The sequence below is a fragment of the Streptomyces sp. NBC_01445 genome (genome assembly GCF_035918235.1).
GTDB lineage: Bacteria > Actinomycetota > Actinomycetes > Streptomycetales > Streptomycetaceae > Streptomyces.
Genome location: NZ_CP109485.1, coordinates 5,929,638 through 5,946,423, shown reverse-complemented (window position 1 = coordinate 5,946,423; position 16,786 = coordinate 5,929,638). Strand labels below are relative to the sequence as shown.

Genomic DNA, 16,786 nt, shown 5'->3' with positions numbered 1-16,786 from the left:
GCGTCAGGCGTCATAGCCCTGATCGATCCTGCCCTGCGCTTCCTGGCGCCGCCGCTCGGAGTCCTGGGACTGCGAGCCACGCTCACGTCGCAGGTCGTCCTGAGTCCGCGTTGAGCGCTCGCTCGCCTCGTCCTTGCCGTGACCGGACCGCTTCTTGGCCTGGTTGGCGAGCTGCTCGGCCTTGTCCTGGAACTGGTCCTTCATGCCCATGCGATTTCACTCCCGTTTTTGGGTGAGGGGGTCGGGCCTCGACCAGAGTTACACGCCCGGACAGAGCACGCATTTCGATCAATAACGGACCGTGTCCGACCCCAAAAGCCGCAGGTCAGCGCATCGGGAAGCGTCAACTCCCCCGTACGGACTCGTCGGCGGCGCCCCCCGCCCCGACGAGCCCCGTCGAGACGCTCTTCAGGCGCGGCTCGAACCGCCGCATCTCGCGCTGCCCGACCGCCCCGATGACCCCGGGCAGATAGCCGCGGATGCCCTGCATGCCCCGCAGCCACCACTGCGCGTACACGTGCGAGGACCGCCGCTCGATGCCCGCGACGATCCGGTCCACGGCCGGGCCCAGCGGATACGTCTTGTTCGACGGCCACGGCAGCCGCTGCCGCAACTCGCGCATCACGTCGTCCTGGTCGGCGCCGCGCACCATGTCGGTGTCGGTCCACGACAGGTACCCGACCCCGACCCGTACACCCTTGTAGCCGACCTCGGCGCGCAGACTGTGCGCGTACGCCTCGACGCCCGACTTCGACGCGCAGTACGCGGTCATCATGGGCGCCGGCGTGATCGCGGCGAGCGACGCTATCTGGAGCAGATACCCGCGGCTCTCCATGAGCACCGGCAGGAACGCCCGCGCCGTGACCGCGGACCCGATCAGGTTGACCTCGATGACGCGGCGCCAGGCGACCGGGTCGGAGTCGAGGAACGGGCCGCCGTTGGCCACGCCCGCGTTCGCGACGACGATGTCGACCTTGCCGAAGCGCTGCTTGACCTCCTCGGCGACCTGCGCCATCGCCACATGGTCGGTGACGTCGGCGTGCCAGAAGTCACTGTCGGTGTCGAGGCGTTCGGACACCGCCTTCAGCTCGTCCGGCTCCAGGCCGACCAGCGCGATTTTGGCGCCGCGCGCCGCCAGCTTGCGCGCGAGCAGCTCGCCCACGCCGCGCGCGGCACCCGTGACGACCGCTACCTGTCCTTCGAGACTGACCCTGCTCATGCGGATGCCGCTCCCTTCAACTCGTCGTTCGTCTCGCCGTTCGTGACGTACTCGGCCAGTTCGCGGATGCGCTCGGTGACCAGGTCGGGTGCTTCGACGGGCGTCATGTGCCCGAGACCGGTGAGTTCGGTGAGCCCCACGCACTCCGGCAGCGTCGCCGCCAGGCGACGTGCGTGCACGACGGGTGTGAGGCGGTCGGCCGTACCCGCGATGACCGCCGTCGGCACCCGCAACTCGGCTACTCCCTCGTCGAGTTCGAGCTCGGCGAGGACGTGCGACCAGTGGTAGCGCACCTTGGTGGGGCAGGCGTGCACGATGCGGGCGCAGGCCTCGACCTTGTCCGGCGACGATCCCGGGCCCATGGTCGCGTAGCGCAGGACCTTCTTGCCGAGCGGCGTGACGGGCCCGAGCGGCGCCCGCGCACCGAGCACGGCCGTCGTGATCCGGGTCCGCAGCCGCCCGGGCCGCAGCGGCAGCACGGTCGACTCGGCCACCAGGCGCGAACTGCCCGTGCTGCACAGCAGGACCGCGGCCGCGTGCTCGCGGAACTTCGCCCGCTGCGACGCGGCCATCATCGTCATGCCGCCCATGGAGTGCCCGACGAGCACGGCCTTCTCACCCGGCGCGAGCGTCGCGCCGAGCACGGCCTCCAGGTCGTCGGCGAGCATCTGTGTCGAGTACGGGGCCTGCGCCGCCGGACTGCGCCCATGGCCGCGCTGGTCGTAGGCGACGACCCGGTGGTCGGCGGCAAGGGAACGTATCTGCGCGGCCCAGAACGCGGTCGAGCACGTCCACCCGTGGGCGAGCACCACCGTGGGCGCCGCGGCATTGTCGACGGTTCCGTGCACCTCGACGTGCAGCCGGGCGCCGTCGGCGGAGACCGCCGTCAGCTCACGCGCGGCCGCCGGCGGCGCGTAGGGTCCGCTCACCACATGCATCAGCCTGCTCATGCCGCTCCCGCCTCCACCTTGCCGCCCCGGCCCTTCTTCGTACGTGCTGCGGGTACCGCCGCCGGTTCGGCCGCCGGCGCCCTGACCACCTCGTACTCGCCGAGGTCGACCCGGCGCGTGGCGGACCGGAACTCGGTCGTCGTGCCCGGCCACAGCGTGGTGTTCACGCCGCTCTCGTCGAGGTACCAGCTGCTGCAGCCGCCGGAGCTCCACACCGTGCGCTCCATCCGGTCCTGCACGCGGCGGTTCCACGCGTTCACGGCTGACGCACGCGGGTCGAGCGCGACGCGGCCGCCGAGCACGTCCAACTGGCGTACGTAGTCGGCCAGATAGTTCAGCTGGGACTCGATCATCAGGATCATCGAGGAGTTCCCGAGGCCGGTGTTGGGCCCGATGACGGTCATGAAGTTCGGGAACCCGGCCGCCGTCGCGCCGCGCAGCGCCTTCATGCCGTCCTTCCAGGACTCCATGAGCGTGTGCCCCTCGGCGCCCACGACCCGGTCGGCGATCGGCATGTCCGTGACGTGGAAGCCGGTGCTGAAGACGATCGCGTCGACCTCGACCTCGCTGCCGTCGGTGGCGACCAGCGTGGAGCCGCGGATCTCGCTGAGCCCGGAGGCCACGACGTCGACATTCGGCTGCGCGAGGGCCGGGTAGTAGGCGTTGGACAGCAGGATGCGCTTGCAGCCGATGCGGTAGTTCGGCGTGAGCTTGGCGCGCAGGGCCGGGTCCTTGATGGACCGGTGGATGTTGCGCTTGGCCAGCTGCTCGACCAGGCCCAGCTCGTTGGGCCGCTTCGTGAACGCCTGCACCTGGAGCTCACGGATGCCCCACAGCAGTCCGCGGCGGGCCTGCGTGGTGAACGGCAGCCGGCGGTGCAGCCAGCGCTCGGCACCGGTGATGGCGCGGTCGGCGCGCGGCATGACCCACGGCGGGGTGCGCTGGAACAGCGTCAGCTTCGCCACGTCCCGCTGGACGGCCGGCACGATCTGGATGGCGGAGGCGCCGGTGCCGATCACGGCGACGCGCTTGCCGCGCAGGTCGTAGTCGTGGTCCCAGCGCGCCGAGTGGAAGACCTTGCCGGGGAAGGCGTCGAGGCCCTTGATGTCCGGCATCTTCGGGTCGGACAGCGGGCCGGTCGCCGAGACGACGACGTCGGCGGTGAGCGTCCCCTGCGAGGTCTCGACCACCCACCACAGCTTCTCGGTGTCCCAGCGCGCCTGCTTCACCTCGTGGTCGAAGCGGATGTGCGGGCGCAGCCGGAAGGTGTCGGCGACGCCCTCCAGGTACTCCCGGATGCGCTCCTGGCCGGAGAAGGTGCGCGGCCAGTCCGGGTTGGGCGCGAAGGAGAAGGAGTACAGATGGGAGGGCACGTCGCACGCGCACCCCGGGTAGCTGTTGTCGCGCCAGGTGCCGCCGACGGCGCCCGCCCGCTCCAGGACCACGAAGTCGGTGACGCCTTCGCGCCGCAGCCGGACCGCGGCCCCGAGGCCGCCGAACCCGGACCCGATCACCACCACCCGTACGTGCTCATGCTCGTGCTCAGTCATCCCGGCGCCTCCCTGCCGCGCGACCCTGCCAGTGAACACTGGCGCAATGGGGAGCGTAGAGCAGGTGCGTACTGATGGGTAGGGGTCGGGACCACGAATGTGACATCAGCGGCTCCGCCGCGGGTACCGGCGGCACAACATAGGGTTCTCACGTGGCGAAGGAAGCGGCGAAGGCGACGGCGAAAGACCCCGGCACCCGGGAGTTCCGCATGGAGGAGCTCGCGCGGGAGGCCGGCATCACCGTGCGCACCCTGCGCTTCTACCGCGAACGCAAGCTGATCCCGCCCCCACGCCGCGAGGGCCGCATCGCCTGGTACGACGAGAGCCACCTGGCCCGGCTGCGCACCATCGCCGCCCTCCTGGAACGCGGCCACACCCTCAGCGGCATCGCCGAACTCTCCGAGGCCTTCGACCGCGGCCGTGACGTCGGCGAACTGCTCGGCCTCGGCGAACCGTCCGAGGAGACCCCGGTCCGTCTCACCCCCGAGGAACTGGCCGACTACTTCGCGGGCCAGGTCACCCCGGACAACCTCGAAGCCGCGATGGACCTCGGCTATGTCGGCGTCGACGGCGAGGAGATCGTGCACGTCAGCCGGCGCCTGCTCGACGTATCTGCCGCCCTGGTCCGCGAGGGCGTCCCGCTCGCCGACGTCCTCGCGGCCGCCAAACGCGTCCGCGCCCACGCGGAGGACCTGGCCGAACTCTTCACGGACCTGGTCCTCTCCCACGCATCGGAACAGGACTTCCAGCGCCTGCGACCGCTCGCCAAGAGCGTGGTCGAGGCGGAGCTGTCCCTGGCCCTGGACCGCACCCTGGCCAAAAAACCGGAAGAGTAGGCGGCCGCCCTCCTACCTCGGCAACCACCAACGCGCCTTGTAGATACCGCCGTTGACGAGGGTGCGCGAGGCCGGCGGCCGGTGCACGCTCACCTTCGTCGTCCACCACGTCTCACCCAGGCCGCTCTCCGGCACGGTGCTGAGCGCCTGCCCGGTCCGCGGATCGTTCCCGATCGCCTTCACCCCGGGCCGCGCGATCTCGGCCGCACCGGCGAAGTCCTGCACGAAGGCTCCGCCCGCGATGTCGTACTGGAACACGGAAGCGCTCGTCGTCACCCACAGCCGCCCCGGGCGCCCCGCCACCGGGAACAGGTCGTGCCCGCCGGGCGACTTCCCCGGTTTGGCGACCGGCAGCCCCACCGACGACAGCCGCGTCAGCGCGGGCCGCACCCGACTACCACCCACCCGATACGCGACCAGCTCGTCGTCCCCGAGCGCCCACAGCACCTCACGCCGGGCGTCCCAGTGCAGCCCGTGCGCGCCCTTCAGCGTCACCTCGGCAAACCGCTCCGAGTGCGGGCCGAGCGACGCGGCGTAGAGCCTTACGAGCGCCCCCGTACTGCACGCGACGGCCACGTTCCCGTCCGGCAGGATCTCGATGCTGTGCGGGTTGAAGAGATCGTCGCCGGGCCCGAGCGTCGCACCCCAGTACCGCCGGCCCGACGGATACGAGACGACGGCCGCGAACCCGAACGACGCCGTGGTCAGCAGATACGTCCGCCCACGATGCACCCGCACCTTGGCCTCGGCGGGGTACACCCAGCTCTCGTCCGGCACGAGATCCCGGTAGTGCGGATCACCGACCGGCGAGAACTGCCATCGCACACAGGACGGATCGACGGCCGGATCCCAGGTGGCGGCCTGCGGATCGAGCACAAGGATCCGCTTGCTCGCCTGCTCGGTGACCATGACCGCGGGAGTCCCCGCGGGCGCCGCGTAGGCCACCCCCGGCGACACCACCGCCGCAAGCCCGGCCCCGGCGGCCCCGAGCAGCACACCACGTCTGGAAGGAAGCGCGGACATGAAGTCCCCCCGCACGGTTGACAGTTGATCACTCGGACGACCTGCCGACTTGCCATGCACGCGCCCAAAATCTGCCACGGCACCCGGGCGCGGGGACAGCCTTCTACCGGACTTTGTGACGCGGGCCCACTCGTGAACCAAGAGCCTGCTCGCGCCTCAAGCGCCTACTCGTAGACGACGGTCACCGGCGCGTGGTCCGACCAGCGTTCGTCATGCGTGGCGGCCCGCTCGACGAACCCCTTGACCGCCCGTCCGGCGAGCCCGGGCGTCGAAAGGTGGTAGTCGATCCTCCACCCCGAATCGTTGTCAAAGGCCCGCCCCCGGTACGACCACCACGAGTACGGACCCTCCTCGTCGGGGTGCAGGGAGCGCACCACGTCGACGTAGCCGCCGTCGGCCTCGTCGAGGACCTGTCCGAGCCAGTCGCGCTCCTCGGGGAGGAAGCCGGAGTTCTTCTTGTTGGACTTCCAGTTCTTGAGGTCGGCCTCGCGGTGGGCGATGTTCCAGTCGCCGCACACGAGCACCTCGCGGCCCTCGGCGGCGGCCCGCTCCCGCAGCCCCTTCAGATAGGCCAGGAACTCGCCCATGAAGCGGATCTTCTCGTCCTGCCTCTCGGTCCCGACCTCACCGGAGGGCAGATAGAGGCTGGCGACGACGACACCGGGGAGGTCCACCTCCACGTACCGCCCGCTCCCGTCGAACTCCTCGGACCCGAAGCCGATCTGCACGCGCTCCGGCCGACGGCGCGTGTAGAGGGACACACCGGCCCTCCCCTTCGCGCCGGCGGGGGCATGCACGACGTGCCACCCCTCGGGCTCGCGCACCTCTTCGGGCAGCTGCTCCGGCTCGGCCCGCACCTCCTGGAGGCACAGGACATCCGCGGAGGTCCCGGCCAGCCACTCCACGAAGCCCTTCTTGGCGGCGGCCCGCAGCCCGTTCACGTTGACACTCGTCACAGTCAGCACCAGGGCACGATACCGGCACACTGAAAACGAACAGCCGCATCCGTCAGCATAGAGATACGATACTCAGCATGAGTATTCAGCCCATGGCTCCCACCCTCCAGCGCGTCTCCTTCGGACACCCCGATGCGATCAAGCTGAACGACCGCGTCCAGCTCGAATACGCCGAGCGCTACGGCGACGAAGGCGATGTCACCCCACTCGACCCGACGATGTTCGACGCCCCGCGCGGCCTCTACCTGATCGCGTACGACGACGGGGGCGCCCCGCTCGCCACCGGCGGCTGGCGCACACAGGACCAGAACGACGAGGGATATTCGGACGGCGACGCCGAGCTGAAGAGGATGTACGTCACACCGGAGGCGCGAGGGCTGGGTCTGGCCCGGCGCATACTCGCGGCCCTGGAGGACGACGCCCGCACAGCCGGCCGTTCCCGCATGGTCCTGGAGACGGGCCTCAAGCAGCCGGAGGCCATCGCCCTCTACGCGTCGAGCGGCTACACGCCCTGCACCAAGTTCGGCCACTACCGCTTCGAGGAACTGAGCCGCTGCTTCGCCAAGGCACTGTGACGCGCGCGACATCGCGGAAAGGGTGCCAAGAGGAGGGAGCGAGCAGGCAAGGCAAGAGCCCCACCGGACGAATCCGGTGGGGCTCTTAATTGCGGTGGACCTGTGGGGATTTGAACCCCAGACCCCCTCGATGCGAACGAGGTGCGCTACCAGACTGCGCCACAGGCCCTTGCAACGAGTGAAACTCTAGCATCCCGATCCGGGTGCTCGGAAATCCGGTCCTGGCTGGTCAGCCAGGGTGGTCCCGAACGGGTCTCACTCGTTGGCCGCGCGGGGACGGCCGCCGTCGTCGTACTGGTCGAAGAGCGGGGTGCGGCCGCGCTCGCGCGACCGGCGCGCGGAGGCGGCCCGGCGGGCGTCACAGCGCTCGTCCCCCGTCTCGTCCGCGCCGTCGCAGTCCCCGGACGCCGCTCCCGGCTCCTCGCCGGTGTGCCCGTCCGGCTCCTGCTGCGCCGCACCCGCCGTGCTGGAGCGGGCCGAGCTCCACGCGTCGGGGGCACCGAGGTCGACGCTGCCCGTGGCGCGCGGGGCGACCGGGGCGGTCACATACGTCGGCAGGGGCACCGGGACCGGATCCCAGCTGTCGCCGTGGCCGGGGCCGCGCTGGCGCTCGCGCTGCTGGTCGACCCACTCGGCGTGGTCGGTCTGTTCGACGAGCGCACGCCGGTCGGCCGCGAGCGCCTCGAGACCGGGGTCGGTCGCCACCTCTGGCGCAGGCCCCTCTTCGGCCTCCTCCGCGGCGGCCCGGCCCGCGGCGGGCTGCCGCCTGCGGGGCTGCCGCTCGCGCAGCCGCTGCGCCGCGACCTCGGCCTGGCGCCGGTCCATCGTGTACGCGAAGCGATGCCGCTCCTGGGCCCGCAGATAGAAGATGTACGAGCTGAGCAGCACGGCGGGCACCGCGGGCGCCCACAGGAACGCGAGCCCGCCGACGGCGGCGACGACCGCGCCGGCCGTGAAGGCGAGGAAGAGCATGACGGTCGTACGGCGCCTGCGGGCGAGCACCTTGGAGCGGCGGGCACGGGCGGCGGCGTCGGCCGAGGCGGCCTGCCGCTCGGACGCGGAGCGCTCGGACTGCGGACGGCCGGACGACTGGCGGTCGGACGACTGGCGCTCGGACTGCTGGCGGTCGGACGGCTGGCGCTCGGACTGCTGGCGGTCGGGGCCGCGTCCGGTTGCCGACCTGCCGTTCGTGTGCGGGTCACCGGCGGGCCGGTCACGGTTCGGCCGGTCGTGCGTCGGCTCACCGTGGGCGGTCCGGGCGGAGACCTGGCGGTCGGGGGTCTGCCGGGCGGGCGAGGTCCTGGGCTGGGGCCGGGGCTCGGGGCGGGGTTCGGATCCGGGGTGCCGCTCGTGGCGGGGCTCCCGGTTCTCGCTCCTGCGCTCGCCGCGGACCGGAGGCGCGGCGAACGCCCGGACGTCCACCGAGTCGGTGGCCGCGTCCGGGACGGACGGGTCGCTGCGCTGCTCCTCCCCTTCGGGCGAGCGCGCCTGCAGGTCCTTGGCGTATCGGCGCTCCATGCCCGCCCGTCCGGACAGCAGCCGGATGGCGGTGCTGAAGCGTTCCGTCGGACGGGCCTCGTTCAGCTCGTCCTGCCTACGGAGCCACATCGGCACCAAGTAGGCGGCCCAGGCCCCGACGATGACTGCGTAGATGAGGCCGCTGCTGCTCACGCCTCACACGGTAGAGGGGTTTGCGTGAGGCCATCCGCCAATTGCGCCGGTGTGTCGCACGATCTGGCTGATATTTCGAACTTTTTTTCCGACTGAGGCATCAACGCGCCGCCCGTCGAGCGAATTTAATGCCTGCGGCGGACGATCTCCGATCAATTTCGAACACTTATTTTATTTTGGCGAAGTGCCCGGCCGCTTCGCGGTGCTCGGACCACCCGGACCAGCGGTGTTGCCGCCACGCTTGTGACGCCAGCGGCTCAGGAGGCCTTCTGGGACCTCCTCAGCGGTGAGCGCGAAGACGAGATGGTCGCGCCAGCCGCCGTCGATGTGGAGATAGCGGGGCCGCAGCCCTTCCTCGCGGAATCCGAGTTTTTCGACGACCCGGCGGCTCGGCACGTTCTCCGGGCGAATACAGACCTCGATGCGGTGCAGGCCCACGGTGCGGAAGCAGTGGTCGACCGCGAGCGCCACCGCAGTCGGCATCACTCCGCGCCCGGCCACCGACTCGTCGACCCAGTAGCCGACATGGCCCGAGCACATCGATCCCCAGGTGATCCCGGCCACCGTCAACTGCCCGACCAGGCGCCCCTGGTACTCGATGACGAAGGGCAGCATGCGCCCCGCGCTCGCCTCGGCGCGCAGATGGCGGACCATCTGACGGTACGTCGGACGGTGGGCGATCGGGCCGCTGGGCGTGGGCGGCGGGATGGTCGCTTCCCAGGGGCGCAGCCAGTCGCGGTTGCGGCGGTTGACCTCGCGCCAGGCCCGCTGGTCGCGCAGCTTTATCGGGCGCAGGCAGACGTCACCGTCCGTCAGCTCGACCGGCCAGGATGGGGTGTTCAGCTCGCACCCCCGTCGGGTCTGGGGTGGTCGCCGCCGCGCAGCTGGTCGACGGCGTGGGTCAGCAGGGGACCCAGTACGGCGAGGCCGTCCTTGACGCCGCCGGACGACCCGGGCAGGTTCACGATCAGCGTGCGTCCCGCGACGCCGGCGAGGCCTCGGGAGAGCGCGGCCGTGGGCACCTTCTCCCGTCCGAACGCGCGAATGGCCTCGGGGATGCCCGGCACCTCGTGGTCGAGCACGCTGCGGGTGGCCTCGGGGGTCCGGTCGGTGGGCGAGATGCCGGTGCCGCCGGTGGTGAGGATGACGTCGTACCCGGCGTCGACGCCGGCCCGCAGCGCCTCGGCCACCGGGTCCCCGTCGGGCACGACCTGCGGCCCGTCGACCTGGAACCCCAGGGCTTCGAGGCCCTTCGCGATCCGGGGGCCGCCGGTGTCGGCGTAGACCCCGGCGGCGGCGCGGTTGGAGGCGGTGACGACGAGGGCGCGGTAGGGGCTCATTCCCCGGCCTCCGGACGGGTCCAGTGGCCCGACTTGCCGCCCGTCTTCTCCTCCACGCGTACGTCCGTGATGACGGCGCCCTTGTCGACGGCCTTCACCATGTCGATCACCGTGAGCGCGGCCACCGAGACGGCCGTCAGGGCCTCCATCTCGACGCCCGTGCGGTCCGTGGTCTTCACCGTGGCGAGGATCTCGACCGCGTCGTCGGCGACGGACAGGTCCAGTTTCACCCCGGACACCGCCAGCGGGTGGCAGAGCGGGATGAGGTCGGGGGTGCGCTTGGCACCCATGATCCCGGCGATGCGCGCCGTGGCGAGGGCGTCACCCTTGGGCACTCCCCCGCCACGCAGCAGCTCCACCACGCGGGGCGATACGAGGACGCGGCCGCTGGCACGGGCGGTGCGCGCGGTCACGTCCTTGGCGGACACGTCGACCATGCGGGCCGCGCCCGCCTCGTCGATGTGCGTCAGTCGGTCCTGCGAACTGCTCATGGTGCTCTGGCGCTCCCGGTCCGTGGGCCGCGGTGCGGCGCGCGGCCTGTTGTGCGCGACACGGTATCGCGCGGACGGCGCGCTCAGCCGAGGAGGACCACGTCCACTTCCGCACCGGGCTCGGCCGACGTGGTCTTCTCGGGCAGGACGATCAGCGCGTCCGCGTGGGCGAGCGCCGCGACGAGGTGGGATCCGGCGCCCCCCACAGGGGTGACGGTCCCGGCCTCGGCGTCGTACGTCCCGCGCAGGAACTGGCGTCGTCCGGCGGGCGAGCTGAGGGCCTTGGCCGACTTCAGGACCGCGCGGGCCGACGGCCGGTGGACGTCGGCGGCGGGCAGGCCCATGAGGGTGCGCACCGCGGGGCGTACGAACAGCTCGAAGGAGACGTACGAGGAGACGGGGTTGCCCGGCAGGGCGAGGAGCGGCGTGTGCTCGGGGCCGATGGTGCCGAAGCCCTGGGGCTTGCCCGGCTGCATGGCGAGCTTGCGGAACTCGACGCCGCTGCCGGCGCCGATGCCGGTCTCGTCCTCGGAGTCGCCGACGGAGGTCAGCGCCTCCTTCACGACGTCGTACGCGCCGACACTGACGCCGCCCGTGGTGACGATGAGGTCGGCGCGGATCAGCTGGTCCTCGATGGTGGAGCGCAGTGTCTCCGCGTCGTCGGCGACCGCGCCGACGCGGTAGGAGATCGCTCCGGCGTCGCGGGCGGCGGCGGTGAGGGCGAAGCTGTTGGAGTCGTAGATCTGGCCCTCGGCCAACTCCTCGCCCGGCTGGATCAGTTCGCTGCCGGTGGACATGACGACCACGCGCGGGCGCGGGCGCACGCGTACGGTGCCGCGGCCGATCGCGGCGAGGAGGGCGATCTGGGGCGGGCCGAGGACGGTGCCGGACTCCAGGGCGCGGTCACCCGCCTTCACGTCGCTGCCCTTGGCGCGCACGTGCGCGCGTGCCTCGGCGGGGCGGTGCACGCGGACCTCGCCGGAGGCGCCCTCGGGGGCGGCGCTGTGGGCGCGCATCCCGGAGACCGGGCCCTCCCCCAGGCCGCCGTCGGTCCACTCGACGGGGACGACGGCCTCGGCTCCGGGCGGGAGCGGGGCGCCGGTCATGATGCGGGCGGCCTGGCCGGGCCCCACGTGGAGCAGCCGGGCCTGGCCCGCGGCGACGTCGCCGACGACCGTGAGCACCGCGGGGAAGTCCTCGCTCGCGCCCGCCACGTCGGCGGCCCTGACCGCGTACCCGTCCATCGAGCTGTTGTCGAAGGGGGGCAGCGAGACGGGCACCGAGATGTCCTCGACGAGGACGCAGCCCTGTGCGTCGAGGAGCTGGAGCTCGATGGGCTCCAGCGGGCGGACCGTGGCGAGGATGTCCTCCAGGTGCTCCGCCACCGACCAGACGTGCTCCTGACCGGTGACGTGCGTGGTCGTGCTGCTCAAGGTGCTACATCTCCTCGGTGACGTAACTGCGAAGCCAGGCCCGGAAGTCCGGGCCCAGGTCCTCACGTTCGCACGCGAGTCTGACAATGGCACGCAGATAGTCGCCGCGGTCCCCGGTGTCATACCGGCGGCCCTTGAAGACGACGCCGTGGACGGGGCCGCCGGCCTTCTCGTCGTCGGCGAGCTGCTGGAGGGCGTCGGTGAGCTGGATCTCGCCGCCGCGGCCCGGCTCGGTCCGGCGGAGTATGTCGAAGATCGCGGGGTCGAGGACGTAGCGGCCGATGATCGCGTAGTTCGACGGGGCGTCCGCGGGGTCGGGCTTCTCGACCAGGCCGGTGATCTTGACGACGTCGCTGTCCACGGTCGCCTCGACGGCGGCACAGCCGTAGAGGTGGATCTGCGAGGGCTCGACCTCCATGAGTGCGATGACGCTGCCGCCGCGCTGCTCCTGGACCTCGACCATGCGGGCGAGCAGGGGGTCGCGCGGGTCGATCAGGTCGTCGCCGAGGAGGACCGCGAAGGGCTCCTGGCCGACGTGCGGGGCCGCGCACAGGACGGCGTGGCCGAGGCCCTTGGGGTCGCCCTGGCGGACGTAGTGCATGGTCGCGAGGTCGCTGGACTCCTGGACCTTGGCGAGGCGGCCGGCGTCACCCTTCTTCTGGAGAGCCGACTCGAGCTCGTAGTTGCGGTCGAAATGGTCCTCCAGGGGCCGCTTGTTGCGGCCCGTGATCATGAGTACGTCGTCGAGACCGGCAGCCGCGGCCTCCTCGACGACGTACTGGATCGCCGGCTTGTCGACGACCGGCAGCATCTCCTTGGGCGTTGCCTTGGTGGCCGGCAGGAACCGGGTGCCGAGGCCCGCGGCGGGGATGACAGCCTTGCTGATCCTGGGGTGCGACTCAGTCATGCGGTGAACCATATCCGTAGCGTCTGGGCGGAAGATTTGCTTCCAGTTAACTTGGTGCCTATATGAGGGGTTTGTGAGCTGGCTATGTGTTTGTCAAAGGCTGACAAGAACGCGTTGCGGGCAGAACTCCTCCAGGTGAGATCCGGGTTGCCCGCCGATGACGTCGAGACGGCGGCCGGGGCGCTCGCCCGTCGGGCCCTTGAACTTCCGGAGCTGGCCGGGGCACGGACCGTCGCCGCGTACGTCTCCGTAGGCCGTGAACCGGGCACCCGCGCGCTGCTCGACGCGCTCCACGCGCGCGGGGTGCGCGTCCTGCTTCCCGTACTCCTCGACGACAACGACCTCGACTGGGGCGCCTACGACGGACCGGGGTCCCTCGCGCGCGTTCAACATGCGGGAAAGATGGCCCTGTTGGAGCCGTCCGGGGAGCCGCTCGGCGCGGAGGCCGTCGTGGAGGCCGACGCGGTGCTGCTGCCGGGCCTCGCCGTCGATGGGCGCGGCATGCGGCTCGGCCGCGGCGGCGGCTCGTACGACCGGGTCCTCGCGCGGCTCGAGCGCGCGGACGCGGATCCGGCGCTCGTGGTGCTCCTGTACGACGGTGAGGTCGTCGAGCGCGTCCCCGAGGAGCCGCACGACCGTCCCGTGCACGCCGTGGTGACGCCTTCGGGAGTGCGCCGCTTCCGGTGAGGGGCTCGGTGAGCGACCGGTGAGCGACCTCTCCTCAGGAACATGAAAGGGCCCTCCACGCGTGCGTGGAGGGCCCTTTCAGAAGGTGTCGCCCGTTGTCAGGGCCGCAGCACCAGGGTGTCCTTCGTGTTCTTGCCGACCGCCTTCTCCGAAGAGACCCACGGGACGAGTTCGCCCTTGGACCACTTCTCCGTCTGGTCGGTGTAGTGCGCGCTGAACGCGTGCCCCGAGGCGCCGGTGAGGTTGATCCACTTGGACTTGTCGAGGTCCGCGAGGTTGACCACCATGCGCATCGACGGGACCCAGATGACGCCGTAGCCGCCGGCCGCGTTCCAGCCGGTCGCGTCCACGGCCGCCTCGCCGCCGCCGAGCTTCCACGGGCCGCGGTTGAGCACGTACTGGAGCCAGCCGGGCCCGTCCGTGCCGAGGGTCTGGTTCTTCAGGCTCAGCTGGTGCAGCCGGCCCCAGCTCCAGGTGTCGACGTCCTTGCCGAGCTTGGCCGTGACGTCCCAGCGCGCGTCCTCCATGGCCCGCGCGAACAGCTGGTCACGGGTCTTGGTCTCGGCGTCGGTGCGGGTGGCCGGGGCCTTCCACCAGTCGTTGTTCTCATCGTTGATGATCTTGCGGACGACCTCGAACCAGCGGTCGCCGCCGTCCGGCTGCGCCGAGTCCGCGTCGCGCTCTCCGCACTCGCGCACCCGCCGGTCCTCGTCCGCCGGGCCGGTGTCACCGGCAGGCTCCACGCTCAGGCACTGGCCCTTGACCCGCAGCTCCTTGGGGAGCTTGTTGCCGAAGGACAGCTTGAGGATGTTGCGCCAGACCGAGTTGAAGTACGCGGCCGCGGCCGAGTCCGGGTTCTGGGTGTAGTCCCAGTTCTCCAGGAGCTTCTGCGCCTCGCGGACGTACTTGTCCGAGACGTCGATCTTGAGCAGCTTGGGCACGAGCAGCTTGGCGATCTCGCTGCTGTTGTCCATCTGCATGGTGCGCATGTCGTCGGTGGAGATCTTGCCGCCGCCGGCGATCTTCGACTCGATCAGATCGGTGATGCGCTGGCTGCGCGTGCCGTAACCCCAGTCGGAGGTGAGGTGGTACGGGTACTTGTCCTTGTCGATGACGGCCTGGTTGGCGGTCACGATGTAGCCGCGCTTGGGGTTGTACTCGTACGGCAGCGCCGACTGCGGGATGTAGCTCTTCCAGCGGTACTCGGAGTCCCAGCCGGGCGCGGGCAGCGAACCGTCGCCCTTGCCCCGGACCGGGATCTTGCCGGGTGCCTGGTAGCCGATGTTGCCCTTGGTGTCGGCGTAGATCAGGTTCTGCGAGGGCACCTCGAAGTCGGCGGCGGCCTTGCGGAACTGGGTCCAGTCCTTCGCCTTGTTCAGCTCGAAGACGGCGTCCATGGACTTGCCGGGGGTCAGCGCGGTCCAGCGCAGCGAGACCCCGTAGCCGTCGCCCCGGTCGGGGGCAGCGGCGTCGACCTTCGCCTTCTTGCCGACGTTGACCAGCTCGTCGTCCCGGTCCGAGATCAGCGGACCGTTGTTGGTCTCGCGGACGGTGATGGTCTTGTCGTCGCCGCCGGCGACCTTGATGGTCTCCTTGCGGGTCTTGAACGGGACCGTCTTGCCGTCGTACTGGTACCCGCCGCCGCTGTTCAGCTTCTCCAGGTACAGGTCGGTGACGTCGGCGCCCAGGTTCGTCATGCCCCAGGAGACGTCCTGGTTGTGGCCGATGATCACGCCGGGCATCCCGGAGAACGTGTAGCCCGTGACGTCGTACTGGCACGAGGCCGACAGGCTCCGGCAGTGCAGGCCCATCTGGTACCAGACCGACGGGAGCTGCGGCGACAGGTGCGGGTCGTTGGCGAGCAGCGGCTTCCCGGTGATCGTGTGCGCCCCGGAGACCACCCACGAGTTGGAGCCGATGCCGTTGCCGTTCGGGCCGACGGCCGCGGGGACCTGGTCCAGGGCGTCGGAGAGCCCGGTCAGCTGGCTCTGGAGGCCGTTGGGAGCCTCAGTGTTGCCCGCGAGACCGGTGCCGGTGGCGCCTTGCGTGCCAGTGCCCGTGCCGGTGCCGGTGCCGGTTCCTGTGGAGTTACCCGTTCCGGTGCCCGTACCCGTGCCGGTTTGATTTCCGGACCCGCCGGAGCCCTCCCCGTAGGAGCCGGTCGCGCTGTCGTAGGAGCCGGACTGGACGATCGCCTTGTTCCGGTCGTACGGGTAGTCCGGGTACAGGTCCGCGATCTGCTGCGGGCCGAGGCGGCTCGTCATCAGGGAGCGGTCGATCTCTTCCTGCATGTTGCCGCGCAGGTCCCACGCCATCGCCTTGAGCCAGGCCACGGAGTCGGCCGGCGTCCACTTCTGGGGCGCGTAGTCGTTGGTGAACCCGAGCGCCGCGTACTCGACGGAGATGTCCCCGCCGTCCTTGCCGGCGAGGTAGGCGTTGACTCCCTTGGCGTACGCCTGGAGGTACTTCTTCGTCTCGGGCGAGAGCTTGGAGTCGTACTCCTTCTGCGCCACCCGGTGCCAGCCGAGCGTCCGCAGGAACTCATCGGTCTTGACCTGGCTCTTGCCGAACATCTCGGAGAGCCGGCCGGAGGTCATATGGCGGCGGACGTCCATCTCCCAGAAGCGGTCCTGTGCCTGCACATAGCCCTGGGCCATGAACAGGTCCTCGTCGGACGAGGCATAGACCTGAGGGATCCCGTAGGAGTCCCGCTTGACGTCCACGGGACCGGAGAGCCCGTCGAGCTTGATCGAGCCCTTTGTCTGCGGGAAGGAGGCACGCACGGTACTGATGCTCCAGTACGTGCCGTAGCCGATGCCCGCGACAATGGCCAGGACCAGCACGATCACGATCAGTCGGGCTCTGCGCCCCTTCTTCTTGCCGGACGAATGGCCGGAAGAGGCGTTGGTGTTCGAGGGCATCGCTGTCCTTGCTGTCCTTCGCGAGCGGCAGAGCGGGCTGCTGGCGGGCTGTGGGGTCACGGAGCGCTGGAGCAACCATAGGCGCAGGGCACGGCGGCCTCGGACGCGGTGTCAAGAACCCGGGGCCCCAACCCGCCCGAGCTCACCCTGGGGAGCGTCAAGAAAGCGTTAACGATTAGGTAAGGTAACGAAGTACCTGGTCGTTCCGCAGCGTCCCGTACACCCGT

At 70.6% G+C, this 16,786-nt stretch carries 16 protein-coding genes and 1 tRNA gene; 3 read left to right on the top strand and 14 right to left on the bottom strand.

Annotated elements, in window-relative coordinates; all coding sequences use genetic code 11:
* Positions 1-3 precede the first annotated feature (3 nt).
* The 4 genes from OG574_RS27195 to OG574_RS27180 form a co-directional block, all read right to left on the bottom strand.
* Entirely contained in the window at positions 4-210 is a 207-nt protein-coding gene (locus tag OG574_RS27195; protein WP_326775336.1) for a hypothetical protein, read from the bottom strand.
* A 133-nt stretch (positions 211-343) separates the two neighbouring features.
* Complete coding sequence (locus OG574_RS27190) at positions 344-1,219, bottom strand: SDR family oxidoreductase (protein ID WP_100596124.1); 876 nt, start codon at positions 1,217-1,219, stop codon at positions 344-346.
* Positions 1,216-2,169, bottom strand: coding sequence for an alpha/beta fold hydrolase (locus tag OG574_RS27185; protein ID WP_326775335.1), 954 nt, complete (start codon positions 2,167-2,169; stop codon positions 1,216-1,218). Before OG574_RS27185 ends, OG574_RS27190 begins: the two co-directional genes overlap by 4 nt.
* Positions 2,166-3,719 (bottom strand): flavin-containing monooxygenase, encoded by a 1,554-nt coding sequence (locus OG574_RS27180; RefSeq protein WP_326775334.1) that lies wholly within the window; start codon positions 3,717-3,719, stop codon positions 2,166-2,168. The genes OG574_RS27185 and OG574_RS27180 overlap by 4 nt, the downstream gene beginning before the upstream one ends.
* A 209-nt stretch (positions 3,720-3,928) precedes the next feature.
* On the opposite strand from OG574_RS27180, the gene OG574_RS27175 reads away from it, so the two are divergent.
* Complete coding sequence (locus OG574_RS27175) at positions 3,929-4,555, top strand: MerR family transcriptional regulator (RefSeq protein ID WP_326778637.1); 627 nt, start codon at positions 3,929-3,931, stop codon at positions 4,553-4,555.
* Positions 4,556-4,567: 12 nt separating this feature from the next.
* Here the strand turns inward: OG574_RS27175 and OG574_RS27170 are convergent, their stop codons facing one another.
* Together OG574_RS27170 and OG574_RS27165 are read right to left on the bottom strand one after the other, a co-directional pair.
* On the bottom strand, positions 4,568-5,578 hold the full coding sequence (locus OG574_RS27170) for a DUF6528 family protein (protein WP_326775333.1): 1,011 nt from the start codon (positions 5,576-5,578) through the stop codon (positions 4,568-4,570).
* Between the two features lie 164 nt (positions 5,579-5,742).
* A complete protein-coding gene (locus OG574_RS27165) occupies positions 5,743-6,564 on the bottom strand; it encodes an exodeoxyribonuclease III (protein ID WP_326775332.1) in 822 nt (273 codons plus the stop codon).
* 47 nt (positions 6,565-6,611) lie between these two features.
* Here OG574_RS27165 and OG574_RS27160 point away from each other — a divergent pair, with 47 nt between their 5' ends.
* A complete protein-coding gene (locus OG574_RS27160) occupies positions 6,612-7,109 on the top strand; it encodes a GNAT family N-acetyltransferase (RefSeq protein ID WP_326775331.1) in 498 nt (165 codons plus the stop codon).
* A gap of 95 nt (positions 7,110-7,204) precedes the next feature.
* Here the strand turns inward: OG574_RS27160 and OG574_RS27155 are convergent.
* The 7 genes from OG574_RS27155 to galU form a co-directional block, all read right to left on the bottom strand.
* Positions 7,205-7,278: transfer RNA gene (locus OG574_RS27155), tRNA-Ala, on the bottom strand.
* Between the two features lie 86 nt (positions 7,279-7,364).
* Positions 7,365-8,780 (bottom strand): divisome protein SepX/GlpR, encoded by a 1,416-nt coding sequence (gene sepX, locus OG574_RS27150; RefSeq protein WP_326775330.1) that lies wholly within the window; start codon positions 8,778-8,780, stop codon positions 7,365-7,367.
* 171 nt (positions 8,781-8,951) lie between these two features.
* On the bottom strand, positions 8,952-9,623 hold the full coding sequence (locus OG574_RS27145; protein WP_326778636.1) for a GNAT family N-acetyltransferase: 672 nt from the start codon (positions 9,621-9,623) through the stop codon (positions 8,952-8,954).
* Positions 9,620-10,120 carry a MogA/MoaB family molybdenum cofactor biosynthesis protein gene (locus tag OG574_RS27140; protein ID WP_100596116.1) on the bottom strand — a complete coding sequence of 167 codons (501 nt, stop codon included), beginning with the start codon at positions 10,118-10,120 and terminating at the stop codon, positions 9,620-9,622. Before OG574_RS27140 ends, OG574_RS27145 begins: the two co-directional genes overlap by 4 nt.
* A complete protein-coding gene (gene moaC, locus OG574_RS27135; protein ID WP_326775329.1) occupies positions 10,117-10,611 on the bottom strand; it encodes a cyclic pyranopterin monophosphate synthase MoaC in 495 nt (164 codons plus the stop codon). The genes OG574_RS27140 and moaC overlap by 4 nt, the downstream gene beginning before the upstream one ends.
* An 83-nt stretch (positions 10,612-10,694) precedes the next feature.
* Entirely contained in the window at positions 10,695-12,044 is a 1,350-nt protein-coding gene (gene glp / locus OG574_RS27130; protein ID WP_326775328.1) for a molybdotransferase-like divisome protein Glp, read from the bottom strand.
* 4 nt (positions 12,045-12,048) lie between these two features.
* A complete protein-coding gene (galU, locus tag OG574_RS27125) occupies positions 12,049-12,951 on the bottom strand; it encodes a UTP--glucose-1-phosphate uridylyltransferase GalU (protein WP_326775327.1) in 903 nt (300 codons plus the stop codon).
* Between the two features lie 84 nt (positions 12,952-13,035).
* Here galU and OG574_RS27120 point away from each other — a divergent pair, with 84 nt between their 5' ends.
* Positions 13,036-13,638, top strand: a complete 603-nt coding sequence (locus OG574_RS27120; protein WP_326775326.1) for a 5-formyltetrahydrofolate cyclo-ligase — start codon at positions 13,036-13,038, stop codon at positions 13,636-13,638.
* Between the two features lie 98 nt (positions 13,639-13,736).
* Here OG574_RS27120 and OG574_RS27115 read toward each other — a convergent pair whose 3' ends face one another.
* A complete protein-coding gene (locus OG574_RS27115; protein ID WP_326775325.1) occupies positions 13,737-16,559 on the bottom strand; it encodes a penicillin acylase family protein in 2,823 nt (940 codons plus the stop codon).
* Between the last annotated feature and the right edge of the window lie 227 nt (positions 16,560-16,786).